This window comes from Roseibium sp. RKSG952, assembly GCF_009711355.1.
Map to the genome: position 1 here is coordinate 22,482 of NZ_SMMF01000893.1, position 13,866 is coordinate 36,347.

A 13,866-nucleotide genomic window follows, 5' to 3' on the forward strand; every position below is an offset into this window, starting at 1 on the left:
TGGGCATGGAAAGGGTATGACTTTGAACCCTGCAGATGAGTGCTTTGCTCAGCGAATCCGAACCCAACTGGGTGACGACATATTGCGCCCGGTTGAGCCGCGATATCTCGAAGAACCCCGTCGCAGATTTGCCGGGCATGTTGGCGTCCTATGCCTGCCTCGCAATGTGGAAGAAGTCGCCGCGCTGGTTCGGCTGGCCTCTGATGCGAATGTGCCCGTGGTTCCTTATGGCGGCGGCACCGGGCTGGTAGGCGGTCAGGTTATGGCAGATGAACCAGCCCCTTTTGTGATCTCGCTCGAGCGTATGACAGCGATCCGGGGTGTCTATCCGACCGAGAATGTTCTGGTGGCCGAAGCTGGCGCAATCCTGTCTGACGTGCAAGCCGCAGCCGAAGCTGCAGATAGACTGTTCCCTCTGGCGCTTGCTGCGCAGGGATCTTGCAGGATTGGGGGCAACCTCGCCACCAACGCGGGGGGCGTGAACGTTTTGCGATATGGCAATACCCGCGATCTGTGTCTGGGGCTCGAGGCGGTACTGCCAAACGGGGACATCTGGCACGGGCTCAGCCGGTTGAGGAAAGACAACACTGGATATGATCTGCGCAATCTGCTGATCGGTTCTGAGGGAACGCTTGGCATCATCACGGCTGCATCTCTCAAACTGTTTCCCAGACCAACCGGAATCGGCACCGCGATCTTTCAGGTGGCCTCTCCTGATGCTGCCATTCATCTGCTGGCCCTTGCGCGGGATCAGGTGGGGGAGGGTGTCAGCACATTTGAACTGATCCACCGACAGGGGATGGACTTCTTGACCGAGGTTCTGCCTGACATACGCCTACCGTTTGCCGAGCCACCCGAATGGAGCGTGTTGATCGAGTTGGGTCTGGCTGCCGGGCACGACCCGTCAGAGGCGCTCGAAAGCATATTTCAAAAGGCTTTTGGCCAAGATCTGGTCAGTGATGGTGTGATTGCGCAAAGCGAAGGTCAACGTGCAGAACTCTGGGCTGTGCGCGAGCGTATCCCCGAGGCTAATCGCCTGGTCGGCTCCGTATCCAGCCATGACATCTCGATCCCGATCTCGTCGATACCTGAATTCATTGAACGGGGCGCAGAGCTGGTCGCCTCGCTGGGACCTTATCGCATCAACTGCTTCGGTCACTTGGGCGATGGAAATCTGCACTACAACGTTTTCCCGCCTAAGGGGCATGACAGAGCAGAGTTTGATGAGAATAGGGCGACGGTCAAACACGCTGTTCATGACCTAGTCCATGAATTCCATGGGTCCGTCAGCGCAGAACATGGGATCGGTAGGCTCAAAGTCGATGAGCTAGAGCGCTACGGGGACCCTGCCAAGCTGCAAGCGATGCGCGCCATCAAGGCAGCGCTTGACCCCAAAGGGATTATGAATCCCGGTGCGATCCTGAAGGCTTAGGCACGGCCCGACAAATGCGAGCCGTGCCTGACATCCGCTTACGAAGCAGGGATGATAACTTTGTCGATCACATGGATCACACCGTTCTTGGTTTCGATATCGGCCTGAACAACGTTGGCATCGTTGACCATCACACCCGAGTCCAGATCGATGGTGATCTCACCGCCCTGCACGGTTGCAGCGGTCATGTCATCTGACAGATCGCCCGACATTACTTTGCCCGGAACCACGTGGTAGGTCAGGATGGCCACCAGTTGATCCTTGTTTTCAGGCTTCAGCAGCGTCTCTACCGTGCCTTCAGGCAAGGCAGCAAAAGCTTCATCTGTTGGGGCGAAAACAGTGAATGGACCCTCACCTTTCAGGGTATCAACCAATTCAGCGGCCTGAACGGCAGCTACGAGAGTTGTAAAGCTGCCTGCCGAGACAGCAGTGTCCACAATGTCTTTTCCATGACCGTCTGCTATTGCAGACGTGCTGAACAGAATACTAGCGACACCAGCTACAGCGATTTTGCGAAACATGACTTCATATCCCTTGTTGAATGAATGCCTCAGGTGACATCATCAGGGGTACGGGGGCGCATCGCGACAAGATCACCTTGCGTGAAGAATGTTCCGGCTTGAAACCGGGGCAGGGAGGGCTAAGCCCGCCGGTTTGTAGATTTCCAATCACGAAATCGTGAAAGTAAGTAGGTCAAAGGCCTTCAAATTCGCACAGGACGTGGACGTCCATGCCCATATCTTCCAGCACTTTGCGACCACCCAGTTCAGGCAGATCTATCACAAAGGCACAGGAAACGATTTCACCGCCAAGCCGCTCGATCAGCTTGATGCCCGCAGCAGCCGTGCCGCCAGTTGCCAACAGATCGTCAACCACCAGAATCTTTTCACCCGGTTGAATTGCGTCATCGTGGATTTCGACGATCGCCTCGCCGTATTCCAGCTTGTAGTCCTGACTGATGGTTGTGCCGGGCAGTTTGCCCTTTTTGCGGATCGGCACAAACCCGACGCTTAACTGATGCGCAATTGCCCCGCCCAGGATAAACCCGCGCGCCTCAAGACCGACCACCTTGTCGATCCGCTCACCCGCATAGGGGTGCAGCATCTGGTCAATCGCCATGCGAAACCCACGCGGGTCGGCGAACAGGGTTGTCACATCCCGGAACATGATCCCTTCATGCGGGAAATCTACGATGGTCCGAATGTAATCCTTGACCGTTTTGTTTCTGGACATGGGCCAACCCTCTTGCGTCAAATTACGCGCGGGTGTTTGGCCCATCAGACGGGGTCATGCAAGGAAAGTTTCCCAGCTGCGATCATTTGTGGCGGTCTGGTACCGCCTTTGGCAGACCGTAATAGCGATAAAGCGCAGCTGGCAGCCACGACAGGTGCGGTTTGCGCCAGTTGCGCTGATCGCGCAGCAGAAATGCCTGAGCAGCATGAAGGTTCATTGCCTAATTCCTTTTTTATTGTTAGGTGCTCGATATCTACAACTTCTATGCGATGTATATACAATGTATCGCGATAAGAAACAAGGGATCGTCGGAGTAAGGGCGCGTGGGAAAGAAAGACGGTAAGGGATCTACCAAGAAAAACAGTCAGTTGGTGTTACGGCTGGATAAGGACGAACGCGACGCATTTGTCGAGCTTTGCAAGGAACTCGACACATCTGCAGCCCGGGAAATCCGGCGCTTCATCCGCGGTTTCATGAAAGAGAACGCCGAAAACTAGTGCACAGGTTGTGGCTGGCAGCGGACAGCCATTTCTTGTTCTTTAGTTGAAGGCACTCAGGCTGGCCGACGTAAAAGGGCAGTGGCCAGCCCCATTCCGATCAGGGTTAACCCTCCAAATCGCGTTAAACCGGTGATCACGCTCGGGCGCCCAATCATCTGACGCAGGCGATCCGCCAACAGTGCATAGGCCAGCGCATTCAGCCAGGCCAGACCCACAAACGTTGCAATCAGGATAAGGAACTGCGGCCCTAGCGGATCGGCAGGGCGCAGAAACTGCGGCACGAATGCGATAAAGAAGGCGATGGATTTCGGGTTTAGCGCCGTAACGGCCGCCGCATGGCCAAAGACACTTTGAGTCGTCACATCACGCCCGGTCGAAACAGTCTCCAGACCTCCCGAGGGGGCGCTGCGCAACAGCTTGACGCCCATCCAGACCAGATAGGCCGCACCTACCCATTTCAGCGCGGTGAACAGGGTTGCCGATGCCAGAACAAGCGCACCCAACCCTAGCAGAGAGGCGGTCATGGCCAACAAATCACCCGCAGCTACACCCGAGGCCGAGGCAACGGCAACACTACGTCCCTTGGACAGGGCATAGCTGAGAACAAGCAATACCGTCGGCCCCGGTATCAACAAAAGTGCCGTAGAAGCCGCAACAAAAGCCAACCAGATTTCCAAAGACATGATGCACGTGTTCCGTGATTGAAAATAGCTCGGATCAGCTAGGCTTGCGGGGCCGGGAAAGTCAACCAGACAAGGGGTCCAAAGCAGCTGTGAATAAGGTGAAAACTCCCACCGCGAGTCGCTTTTTGCGATGTTTTATGTTAATATTCGCATTTTTTAAGAAGGAGTATTTGTTATGAAGTGGTTAGCTGCAGTGTTTGTGCTCTTTATTGCTGTCGTTGCTCAGACGGGAAACGCCAATAGCTGCCCAGAAGGGTACACAGAATGCGGAGGCAACCTGTGTTGTCCTAAGGTGCAGCAATGACCTGGTCAGGCGCACTTGACGAGTTGCGCAAACGCTCTGGATACCTGATTGCGGTGGCGATCGTTATCGCTGTTCTGGCGTTCACGGCACCGCTGGTGCTGGATGCGGATGAGGCCGATTTGCGCTATGACCGAAACAGCATCCCAGCCCATCGTCTGGATAGTCCGCGACCCGGTGATGCCTATGCATTTGATCATTCGGCCGGTGATTTCATGGCGATCAAACTGTGCCGTTTGCACATGGCTGATACGTTCCAGGCCGCACCGGTCAGGTTTGCCGGCGTCAATGAGTGGGGAAAGGGCTTCAATGATGCGATCTCGCAGGTGGGACAGTTCGTCGGAGAGAAGATTCTTCATGAGATGAACCTCGAAGGCGCGCATGTCGTGTGGGAATTCAACAAGATCTATCGCAGCGATGAGCTGAGTACCCAGCTTGAGCAGAACTGCCTTGAGCGTGTGGTCGAGCGCGTACGTATGCCTGATCAGTCGGTCTTTATCGTCGATATGGTTTACTATGCGCCGGATGAGCCCGACATGCCGAAATTGGTTCAGCTATCCCGGTCGAGCATCATACCGATGGACTGTGGCGCAAGTTGCATGCAGCCGATGCCTAAACATGAGGTTCTCAAGATCGGTTGGCTGACGCGGATCAAGGCTGAATGGCAACTGGTACGTATCGAATAGCCGCACTCAGGCGATAAGAGGGGGCATAGCGGAGTTTGGGGTACCCGAACTCTGGGCTCGTGTTAGCAATCGCTGATTTGTAATGACTTCGCTGCTGCGTATGCGGTGGCCGGGTCAAGGATGTTCTGTGTTCATTTGAGGAATGTGACAGTTCCGGGCGGCACAGTGGATGTGGCGTATTGTGTGGGCAATCTTAAAGCTCGGATTAAGGTTGATACACCTGTCTTGAAACGCCCATATGCGGACACAAGACTATGAGGGCCATTTCGCCTCAGGAGGTTCGGGTGACACAACCGCATACGACTGACAATGAACAGCAGATCCAAACTGACCAACCATCGCGCAGTTGGCTGAAACGTGCATTGATCTCTGTGGTGGCCGTTGGCGGCGTCGCTTATGTGGCAGCCGCAGGATACATGTATCTCAATCAGCGGTCTTTGCTGTTCAAACCCTCAGGTGTTCTGCCCGAACCGCAAGCTGTTGGTTTGGCGGATGCGACTGTCCTAAAGGTTCCGATGTCTGATGGGGTTGAGCTGACCACTTGGTCCGTTCCTGCTAGCGCAGAGGGGGCACCAACGGTCCTGTTCTTTCATGGTCAAAGCGGCAATCTGGGCGACCGGGTTCAACGGCTTGAGGAGATTGTCGACAGCGGGTTCGGACTGCTTGCCCCCAGCTATCGGGGATATCCCGGCAGTCCCGGCGAACCGTCGGAGCAGGCCCTGATCTCGGATGGTGTTGAGCTGTTTGATCTGCTCGAAACCCAGGGAGAGACTGTTATCCTGCACGGACAAAGCCTAGGTACGGGCATCGCGACCGCCGTGGCCGAACAGCGCCCGGAAGCTGAACTCCTGGTACTCGAAGCACCCTTTACAGCGACAGTGGACGTGGCAGCCGAAAGATACCCTTGGCTGCCGGTGTCAGCGCTGATGAAAGACCACTTCGCCACCCGCGACCTTATCGATGATGTCGAGGTTCCGATCCTGATCTTTCACGGTTCCGAAGATGAAACGGTTCCGCCCCACCACAGCAAGAAGCTGGCGGAACTCTCCGGCGCGAAGGCCCAGCTGTTCATGATACCGGGTGGAACCCATAACGACCTGTGGTCGCACGGGTTGTGGCAGGAGGTTCGTCAGAACCTGCCAGCCAACTAAGGGCAACCCTGTCGGGTGTCAGAGGATCCGCCCGGCAACCGCATCCAGCTTGGCCAGAACGGCTGGGTCGCGTTTCTCGGGTGCGGTCAGGATCGCAAATTCCAGCGCGCGGTCGCAGCCATGCGGGCAAAGTTCGCGTTCGGACCCCAGCAGTTTCGGCAGCCTTTTGACCAGCGCCCGGCCTTTCTCGGCATTCCCGGTCAGCGTGGCGATGATGGCGGTTACGTCCACTTCGCCGTGATCGGGGTGCCAGCTGTCATAGTCCGTGACCATCGCTACAGAGGCATAACAAAGTTCCGCTTCGCGGGCGAGCTTCGCTTCGGGCATGTTGGTCATGCCGATCACATCGCAACCCCATTTCTCGCGATACATCTTCGACTCGGCCAGGGTTGAGAATTGCGGCCCTTCCATTGCCAGATAGGTCCCGCCGCGGTGGATCGTGATGCCAGCAGCCTTACCCGCAGTTTCACAGGCATCGCTCAGGCGCGGGCAGGTGGGATGCGCGACACTGACATGTGCGACGCAGCCCGTACCAAAAAAGCTCTTTTCCCGCGCAAAGGTCCGATCGATGAACTGGTCGACGATCACGAAATCACCCGGTGCCATATGATCGCGAAATGATCCGCAGGCCGAGACCGAGATTACATCCGTCACACCCAGCCGTTTCAGCGCATCGATGTTGGCGCGATAGGGGACTTCGGTCGGCGAATGGACGTGCCCGCGTCCGTGGCGGGGCAGAAATGCCATGTCGACGCCATCCAGAGAGCCGGTCAGAATCTGATCCGACGGATCGCCCCATGGTGTTTCAACACTGACCCATTCCGCATTTTCCAATCCGTCGATTTCGTAGATGCCTGATCCGCCAATGACGGCAATTTTAGTTTGGGTCACTGATCTTCTCCCCGCAGGTTGTTTGTCTTGAATATCTGCGGTTTGCGACCCGCTTTGACAAGGGTTTGCGCTTATTCTTCCGCTGCTAACAATCCGCGAATGTCGGATTGGCTCCTAAAGTCCAGCCATGCTGCACCAAAACCGTCCAACGGCCATGTCAGATCCTGTGATTGGCCGTGCCGATCCCGAAAGACAAAGCGATAGGCCTCACCGGTCAGCATTGCATCGATAATGTTCTGCGCGCCTTCTCCGGTAAAGGTGCAGCTGAGGCCCGTTAGGCAGCCCGGTCGGCGCGTGCGCCAGATCACGTGTTCGCCTTGGTCGATCCGGAACCCGGACGGGCTGAACAGAGTGCCAGGTTCAATTCCGAACTCGATTTCATAACCTTCGGGGGCCGGTGTGATGAATACGAACTGGGCGGCAAACTTTGGACGCAACGAAAAAACATCGGCGCGTCGAATATAGCATCGTTGCCGCAACGCACCGTTTTCCTCACGCTCATCGCAGATGGAATTCCATATCCCGTATGCTTCATAATGGCTCACACGCCAGTTCCCGGCCGTGTCATTGCCTTGTAAGTCCTGCGCAATTGCAGAAATCGGGTATAGCAAAAGTAGAATGATCCAGCGCATGTTGCAGAGTTGCTTGTGACTGCTGTGATCTTCAACTCACGTTATTGCGAGAGAGTTGGTATGCGACTAAAGCATGGCAGTGTCCCACCCAGCGCGGTAGCTCTGACACGGGATTGCATATAAAAGGCCCCCTTCGCGCGAACAAATTAACCCACAGGACTGTCCAATGCCCCGAGCCTTGCTGGCAAGCTTTGCCAATCGCCTAGCCATACCTGACCTGCGCTGGATGCCCGACGAGGGGCTGACCATGTCGCGTCTGCGTATCGAATTGCTGTCCGGCCTGACCGTTGCTCTGGCTCTTGTGCCCGAAGCTGTTGCATTTGCCTTTGTCGCAGGGGTTCACCCGCTGGTCGGCCTTTATGCGGCATTCCTTGTGGGTCTGATCACTGCACTGATTGGTGGGCGCCCGGGTATGATTTCGGGTGCGACCGGTGCTCTGGCCGTGGTCATGGTGGCCTTGGTTGCGCAGCACGGCGTGGAATACCTGTTCGCGACAGTGGTTCTGATGGGCATCCTGCAAGTGATTGCAGGCGCGATGCACTGGGGGCGGTTCATACGTCTTGTGCCTCATCCGGTGATGCTGGGCTTTGTGAATGGTCTGGCCATTGTGATTTTCCTGGCGCAATTGGGTCAGTTCAAAGTGCCGGGAACCATGGAAAACACCGGGCACGGCATGGGTGGCGGCGAATGGCTGTCGGGCATGCAGCTCTATACCATGCTGGGCCTTGTTGCTTTGACCATGGTGGTCATTTGGGTCATGCCGCGCATCACACGTATCGTGCCTGCACCGTTGGCCGGTATCGTCGTGGTTGCCGCACTGGTCATTGGTCTCGGTCTGGATGTTCCACGCGTCGGCGATCTGGCCTCGATCGAAGGGGGGCTGCCGTCCTTCCATATCCCGATGGTTCCGCTGACATGGGAAACGTTTGAGATCATCCTGCCCTACGCCGTCATTCTGGCAGCGATCGGGTTGATCGAATCTCTGCTGACCCTGAACCTTGTGGGTGAAATCACCGGCAAGCGCGGCGGTGCTTCGCAGGAGTGTATAGCGCAGGGTGCGGCCAACGTTGTTACCGGCTTTTTCGGCGGTATGGGCGGTTGCGCAATGATCGGTCAGTCGATGATCAACGTAAAATCGGGCGGTCGTACGCGCGTTGCAGGTATTGCTGCGGCGCTGTTCCTGCTGGTCTTTATCCTGTTCGCTGCCCCCCTGATCGAGCAAATTCCGCTGGCCGCACTGGTTGGCGTTATGTTCATGGTGGTGATCGGAACCTTTGCCTGGAACTCGTTCAACATCCTGCGCAAGGTCCCACTGATGGATGCGTTCGTCATTGTACTGGTGACCGTAGTAACCGTGATGGAGGACCTTGCAGTTGCAGTTGTGGTCGGTGTGATCGTGTCTGCGCTGGCCTATGCCTGGAACAACGCCAAGCGTATTCATGCAGTGACGCGCGAGTCCGAGACCGAAAAAGGCGCTAAGGTCTACGAGATCCAAGGCCCGTTGTTCTTTGGGTCGTCCGAAGGGTTCGTTGAACTGTTCGACGTAGCAAACGATCCGGAAACCGTGATTGTCGATTTCGCCGACAGTCGGGTTGTCGATCAATCGGCGCTGCAGGCTATCGAAAACATTGCTGGCAAATACGAGGCCGCCGGTAAGCGCGTCATGTTGCGCCACCTCAGCCGCGATTGTCACAAGCTGCTGAACAAGGCGGGTCACCTGATGGTCGATAGTGACGATGACCCGGACTATGGTCTGGCCGTGGATTACTCGGTCCGCACCGGCATTCTGGGCGGACACTGAATGAAAAAGGGGCGGCCGATCAGGCCGCCCCTTTTACTTAGGGGCCATCCGTTCCAGCGCATTGATGTCGCCGGACAACAATGCCTCTTCGGCGAGGGCAACGCTTTCGGCCGGCCAGTCCCACCAGTTCAGTGCCTGCAGTCTTTCGACAGTTTCTGGGTCAAAGCGGAACCGTCTGACCTCGGCCGGATTGCCTGTGACGATGGCATATGGAGGAATTTCGCCGCGAACGACCGATCCGGCGCCGATGATCGCCCCGTTTCCGATCCGCGCACCGGGCAGGATCATCGCGCCAAAGCCGATCCAGACATCGTTCCCGATGACAGTGTCCCGGCTATCAGGTTGATAACCTGCCATACGGTCCGGATCGAAAACCGGAAACGGAAAACAGGTCAGCCCGTCTGTGGCGTGATTGGCAGACGCGGTGATAAACCGTACGCCATGAGCAATCTGGCAGAACTTGCCCAGCACCAATTTCTCCCGGGAAAAGGGAAACAGGTAGGGTGCCAGCCGGAAGGCCCAATCGTCAGGTGCATCGAAATCCGACGCGTAGCTGAACGCGCCAGCCTGAAACCGCGGGTGATCAATCGCCTGAGACAGAAATACGGTTCCCCGATGGTCAGAGCCATCGGGCAGGGTAATCGGATATCGGCGTGACGGATCGGGTAGGGGCATCAATCATCCGGCCTCGAAAGACTGAACAGGTCGCTGACAACCGAATAATCCCGATACCCGAGACGGGCCAGCGGTTTGAACGAGGTGACGTCGAACTTTCCTTCGCGAATATGATCGTCGTGCAGGTGCACACCGGTTACTTCGCCGAAAACAACACGGTTCGCTTCGCCCGGCAGCGTGACGATTTGGGTCAGCTTACACTCCAGCGCCGCCGGTGCGTCTTTGATCCTCGCGCAGGGGATGGTCTCACATTCAATCGGGGTCAGTCCGGCATGCTCGAACTCATCGATGTCTTTTGGCAATCCTGCTGAGCTTGCGTTCATCGCATCGCGATGGGCATGGGCGACGACATTCACGCAGAACACGCCCGTGGCTTCGATATTGGCGATACTGTCCTTGCCGCCGTCCTGATCATGTTTGGTGCCGGTTGTTGCAAACATCACCTGCGGCGGGGTGTAGGCGACGCCGTTGAAAAAGGAATAAGGCGCCAGATTGTTGATCCCGTTCGCATCCCGGGTCGATATCCATCCGATGGGGCGAGGGGTGATGATGGCGTTAAAGGGATTGTGCGGCAAACCATGGCCGTCTTCGGGGCGATAGAACATCTTATCTCCAAGCGTTTGCCCAAGGCGTAACGAAGTGCTAGGGCGAATGCCAGAGATGAAAAGAGGGCCGGGGTGCAGCAGTTCGGGATAAGGCCGGAAGAGCCGGACGATTGGTGGGAGGTCGAAGCCCTCTATGACCTGTGCTTTGCCCCGGGGCGCGAAGCGCTTTCCTCGTATCGTTTGCGCGATGACGTCCCACCGGTTCAGGGCCTGTCCATGGTGGCCCGTGACGGTCAGGGGATACTGGCCGGTGCAATCCGGTTCTGGCCGGTGCATGTCGGCGATCACGATGCGCTGCTGTTGGGTCCTGTCGCAGTCCACCCAACCCATCAGGGCGAAGGGCTGGGCGGCTATCTCATTCACGAAGGTGTCGAAGCGGGCCGTCGCATGGGATGGCATCGCGTAATGCTGGTGGGTGATGCGCCTTACTACGCGCGGTTTGGCTTTACCCGGTTACTAGGGGTCGAGATGCCGCCACCAACCAACCCCGAGCGTATTCTGGGGATGGAACTGACCGATGGTACATGGGTTGGAATCACCGGCTCGGTCACGCGATGGAGCCGCTGACCTATTGAATCATCCCATCAAAGTGCCAATGTCTTATGCACAGGAGGGCACATATGCAGGACGTGGTTCTGATCGAAAAAGTTGATACAGAGGCTGAACTTGACCGGCTTGCCGGACATTACAGATCCGCCGGCGGGGCAGGGGTTAAACTGCTCAATAGGCTTGGCGGGTCCGCAGAATCGCTGCTTGATCAACTCCCCGAGCCAGTCCGGTCGGGTCTGACCGACGCAACAGAACATGCGTTATGGGCCGCTATGCATGCGGCTGAGGGGACACGACGGGCCGTTCCGGACCAAAAGCCCTGGGTCAATACCGCCATCACAACCGCTATGGGGGCCGCTGGTGGACTGGGTGGCATGACCACCGCGCTTGTCGAGCTGCCAGCGACGACCGCAATGCTGCTGCGTTCGATTCAAGGAGCAGCTGCTCGGGAAGGCTTTGATCCTGCAGCGGAAAACGTGAAATTCGATTGCATTCGGGTATTGTCTGCAGCAGGACCAATGTCCGAGGATGATGGCTCGGATCTGGGGTTCTATTCTGTGCGTCTGACACTGACCGGCCCCGCAATGCAGAAACTGATCGCGATGGTTGCACCACGCTTGTCAGTTGTGCTGGGGCAAAAACTGGCTGCACAGTCTGTGCCTTTGCTTGGGGCATTGGCCGGAGGTGGAACCAACTACGTCTATACCCGGTATTATCAGCAGGTTGCGCGGGTTCATTTTGGCTTGCGCCGATTGGCAATTGACGCAGATATTCCGCACCCAGAGCTTGTTCAGCGCCTGTCGCAGCGCATGCTACACTGATATCGGCCTATCCTCTGCAACTTGGCAATAAACGCCTCATATGGTATTTGTTGTCTAGCGGACCGCAAAATAACGTAAAAATCGATCCGGCAGACAGGCAAAGATACCCAGTTGAAAGGCGTGACAGCGTGATGAACGCAAGGCTATCGCCAGATATACTCTGCAAGGCCGGGAAACTTCCCGTTGTGCCGCAATCTGCCGCGTTGTGTTACCGGCTCATCAAGGGTCGGCCAGAGACCCTGCTGATCACCACACGTCGATCCAATCGCTGGATTATCCCCAAGGGATGGCTGATCGATGGCCTCAGCCCATCTGAAACTGCAGGGCAGGAGGCATGGGAAGAAGCGGGCGTTATCGGCACCTGTTCCCCTGAAGGTCTTGGCCGTTTCTCATATGTGAAGCGGCATCCTGATCGAGGGTCGGTGTTGTGCCTTGTGGATGTCTTTCCGCTGCATGTGCATCGGTTGGAAGCAACATATCCCGAGTGTGGCGAACGTCGGCTCAAGTGGTTTTTGCCTAAAAAAGCAGCGCTTCGGGTTGCTGATCACGATCTCGCAGAAATGTTGCGCAGATTTGATCCCCATCCGCACTGAACTGCCGCCGGAAAGACTTGATATTGCCATGTCTGTCGGTATCTATTCGACAACCGACATATTGGATGGAAAATGATTCAATACGCCTTGAAATGCAGTGAAGGCCACAGCTTTGACAGTTGGTTCCAGTCTGCCTCAGCCTTTGACAAGCTGGCGGCAGCCGGGATGGTGACCTGTGCCATCTGCGGTTCGGCGAAGGTGGAAAAGGCAATCATGACACCTCGGGTGCGCCCTGCACGAAATGCCAAGGTTCAAACACAGGCTGCGCCACCGGAATCCAAGGAAATCAGTGTCGAGCCGACTGCTGCGGATGTCGAGAAAGTGCTGACCGAACTGCGCCGTAAAGTCGAAGAAAACTCTGACTACGTTGGCAAGAATTTCGCGAAAGAAGCGCGCAAGATGCATCTGGGCGAGTCGCCGGACCGCCCGATCTATGGAGAGGCCAAGCCGGAAGAGGCGAAGGCTCTGATCGAAGATGGTGTCCCTGTTGCGCCACTGCCCTTTGTTCCCAGCAGAAAGACCAACTAAATCATGCACATCGTGATTACGGGCGCCAATCGTGGAATTGGCCGATCGCTTGCGGATCACTATCGGGCCCAGGGGCATGACGTCACCGCAACCGCCCGGGATGGCAGCAGTGACCTGGCGTTGGATGTGACGGATCCTGCACAGCATAGGACCGTGGCGTCGCTGCTTGATGACCGTCCAATTGACCTGTTGATCTGCAACGCAGGTGTTTATCTGGACAAAGGGCACGATATCGACGGATATCCGGCCGAGATGTGGGCCCAGAGTTTTGCGGCCAATGTGACGGGCGTGTTTCTGACGGTTCAGGCCCTGTTGCCCAATTTGCAGGCCAGCAAGGGCAAGATCGCGATCATGTCGTCTCAGATGGCATCGCATACACGGGCGCCGGGTGGCAGCTACATCTATCGCGCGTCAAAGGCGGCTGCGCTCAATCTGGGGCGCAATCTGGCAACGGACCTGCGCGCTGATGGGATTGCCGTTGGTATTTACCATCCCGGCTGGGTTCAGACGGACATGGGAGGTCCCGCAGCCGAGATCACGACCGATCAGGCCGTTGAAGGCCTGACTGACCGGTTTGAAGCTCTCAGCCTTGATAACTCGGGCTGTTTTGAAACCTGGGACGGCCGCGCGCACGCTTACTGAGTGTTCAGCGCCGCTTTGGGGATCTCGTAAACCTCGCCGGGATCAATGAAAATCACCAGAATATCGCCGCGGGTTTCCGAGGTGAGTTGCGACGTTGAGCTGCTTGAATCCGGTTCGCCATTGGTAAAGTAGATGTTGCGGAC

At 56.7% G+C, this 13,866-nt stretch carries 18 protein-coding genes; 10 read left to right on the forward strand and 8 right to left on the reverse strand.

Annotated features, from left to right (window positions below):
* The first annotated feature begins 16 nt into the window (after nucleotides 1-16).
* On the forward strand, nucleotides 17-1,432 hold the full coding sequence (locus E1297_RS15130; protein WP_155139603.1) for an FAD-binding oxidoreductase: 1,416 nt from the start codon (nucleotides 17-19) through the stop codon (nucleotides 1,430-1,432).
* A 38-nt stretch (nucleotides 1,433-1,470) separates the two neighbouring features.
* On the opposite strand, the gene E1297_RS15135 is transcribed toward E1297_RS15130, so the two are convergent.
* The 3 genes from E1297_RS15135 to E1297_RS50795 all read right to left on the reverse strand — a co-directional run bounded on the left by E1297_RS15135 (nucleotide 1,471) and on the right by E1297_RS50795 (nucleotide 2,882).
* The gene (locus E1297_RS15135) at nucleotides 1,471-1,953 is read right to left on the reverse strand and encodes a fasciclin domain-containing protein (protein ID WP_155139604.1); all 483 of its coding nucleotides are present in this window, start codon (nucleotides 1,951-1,953) and stop codon (nucleotides 1,471-1,473) included.
* 172 nt (nucleotides 1,954-2,125) lie between these two features.
* Nucleotides 2,126-2,665 (reverse strand): adenine phosphoribosyltransferase, encoded by a 540-nt coding sequence (locus E1297_RS15140; RefSeq protein WP_155139606.1) that lies wholly within the window; start codon nucleotides 2,663-2,665, stop codon nucleotides 2,126-2,128.
* A gap of 82 nt (nucleotides 2,666-2,747) precedes the next feature.
* On the reverse strand, nucleotides 2,748-2,882 hold the full coding sequence (locus tag E1297_RS50795; RefSeq protein ID WP_256372725.1) for a hypothetical protein: 135 nt from the start codon (nucleotides 2,880-2,882) through the stop codon (nucleotides 2,748-2,750).
* 106 nt (nucleotides 2,883-2,988) lie between these two features.
* Here E1297_RS50795 and E1297_RS15145 point away from each other — a divergent pair, with 106 nt between their 5' ends.
* Nucleotides 2,989-3,162 (forward strand): hypothetical protein, encoded by a 174-nt coding sequence (locus E1297_RS15145; RefSeq protein WP_155139608.1) that lies wholly within the window; start codon nucleotides 2,989-2,991, stop codon nucleotides 3,160-3,162.
* 56 nt (nucleotides 3,163-3,218) lie between these two features.
* Here E1297_RS15145 and E1297_RS15150 read toward each other — a convergent pair whose 3' ends face one another.
* The gene (locus E1297_RS15150) at nucleotides 3,219-3,848 is read right to left on the reverse strand and encodes a LysE family translocator (RefSeq protein WP_155139611.1); all 630 of its coding nucleotides are present in this window, start codon (nucleotides 3,846-3,848) and stop codon (nucleotides 3,219-3,221) included.
* Nucleotides 3,849-4,148: 300 nt separating this feature from the next.
* On the opposite strand from E1297_RS15150, the gene E1297_RS15155 reads away from it, so the two are divergent.
* Entirely contained in the window at nucleotides 4,149-4,835 is a 687-nt protein-coding gene (locus tag E1297_RS15155; RefSeq protein WP_155139613.1) for a hypothetical protein, read from the forward strand.
* Nucleotides 4,836-5,119: 284 nt separating this feature from the next.
* Complete coding sequence (locus E1297_RS15160; protein ID WP_209015802.1) at nucleotides 5,120-5,986, forward strand: alpha/beta fold hydrolase; 867 nt, start codon at nucleotides 5,120-5,122, stop codon at nucleotides 5,984-5,986.
* Nucleotides 5,987-6,004: 18 nt separating this feature from the next.
* Here E1297_RS15160 and E1297_RS15165 read toward each other — a convergent pair whose 3' ends face one another.
* Nucleotides 6,005-6,877 carry an S-methyl-5'-thioadenosine phosphorylase gene (locus tag E1297_RS15165; RefSeq protein ID WP_368669571.1) on the reverse strand — a complete coding sequence of 291 codons (873 nt, stop codon included), beginning with the start codon at nucleotides 6,875-6,877 and terminating at the stop codon, nucleotides 6,005-6,007.
* Between the two features lie 71 nt (nucleotides 6,878-6,948).
* Entirely contained in the window at nucleotides 6,949-7,509 is a 561-nt protein-coding gene (locus E1297_RS15170; protein ID WP_155139617.1) for a hypothetical protein, read from the reverse strand.
* 166 nt (nucleotides 7,510-7,675) lie between these two features.
* Here E1297_RS15170 and E1297_RS15175 point away from each other — a divergent pair, with 166 nt between their 5' ends.
* Nucleotides 7,676-9,310 carry a SulP family inorganic anion transporter gene (locus E1297_RS15175; protein ID WP_155139619.1) on the forward strand — a complete coding sequence of 545 codons (1,635 nt, stop codon included), beginning with the start codon at nucleotides 7,676-7,678 and terminating at the stop codon, nucleotides 9,308-9,310.
* Nucleotides 9,311-9,343: 33 nt separating this feature from the next.
* Here E1297_RS15175 and E1297_RS50955 read toward each other — a convergent pair whose 3' ends face one another.
* Together E1297_RS50955 and E1297_RS15185 are read right to left on the reverse strand one after the other, a co-directional pair.
* Entirely contained in the window at nucleotides 9,344-9,985 is a 642-nt protein-coding gene (locus tag E1297_RS50955; protein WP_155139621.1) for a CatB-related O-acetyltransferase, read from the reverse strand.
* Nucleotides 9,985-10,590 carry a flavin reductase family protein gene (locus E1297_RS15185; RefSeq protein ID WP_155139623.1) on the reverse strand — a complete coding sequence of 202 codons (606 nt, stop codon included), beginning with the start codon at nucleotides 10,588-10,590 and terminating at the stop codon, nucleotides 9,985-9,987. Before E1297_RS15185 ends, E1297_RS50955 begins: the two co-directional genes overlap by 1 nt.
* Before the next feature lie 72 nt (nucleotides 10,591-10,662).
* Here E1297_RS15185 and E1297_RS15190 point away from each other — a divergent pair, with 72 nt between their 5' ends.
* The 5 genes from E1297_RS15190 (at nucleotide 10,663) to E1297_RS15210 (ending at nucleotide 13,723) form a co-directional block, all read left to right on the forward strand.
* Complete coding sequence (locus E1297_RS15190) at nucleotides 10,663-11,157, forward strand: GNAT family N-acetyltransferase (RefSeq protein ID WP_368669572.1); 495 nt, start codon at nucleotides 10,663-10,665, stop codon at nucleotides 11,155-11,157.
* Nucleotides 11,158-11,210: 53 nt separating this feature from the next.
* A complete protein-coding gene (locus tag E1297_RS15195) occupies nucleotides 11,211-11,960 on the forward strand; it encodes an EcsC family protein (RefSeq protein WP_155139625.1) in 750 nt (249 codons plus the stop codon).
* Nucleotides 11,961-12,091: 131 nt separating this feature from the next.
* The gene (locus E1297_RS15200; protein ID WP_155139627.1) at nucleotides 12,092-12,553 is read left to right on the forward strand and encodes an NUDIX hydrolase; all 462 of its coding nucleotides are present in this window, start codon (nucleotides 12,092-12,094) and stop codon (nucleotides 12,551-12,553) included.
* A 72-nt stretch (nucleotides 12,554-12,625) separates the two neighbouring features.
* On the forward strand, nucleotides 12,626-13,081 hold the full coding sequence (locus E1297_RS15205) for a DUF1178 family protein (RefSeq protein WP_155139629.1): 456 nt from the start codon (nucleotides 12,626-12,628) through the stop codon (nucleotides 13,079-13,081).
* Nucleotides 13,082-13,084: 3 nt separating this feature from the next.
* Entirely contained in the window at nucleotides 13,085-13,723 is a 639-nt protein-coding gene (locus E1297_RS15210; protein WP_155139631.1) for an SDR family oxidoreductase, read from the forward strand.
* Nucleotides 13,724-13,866 lie beyond the last annotated feature (143 nt).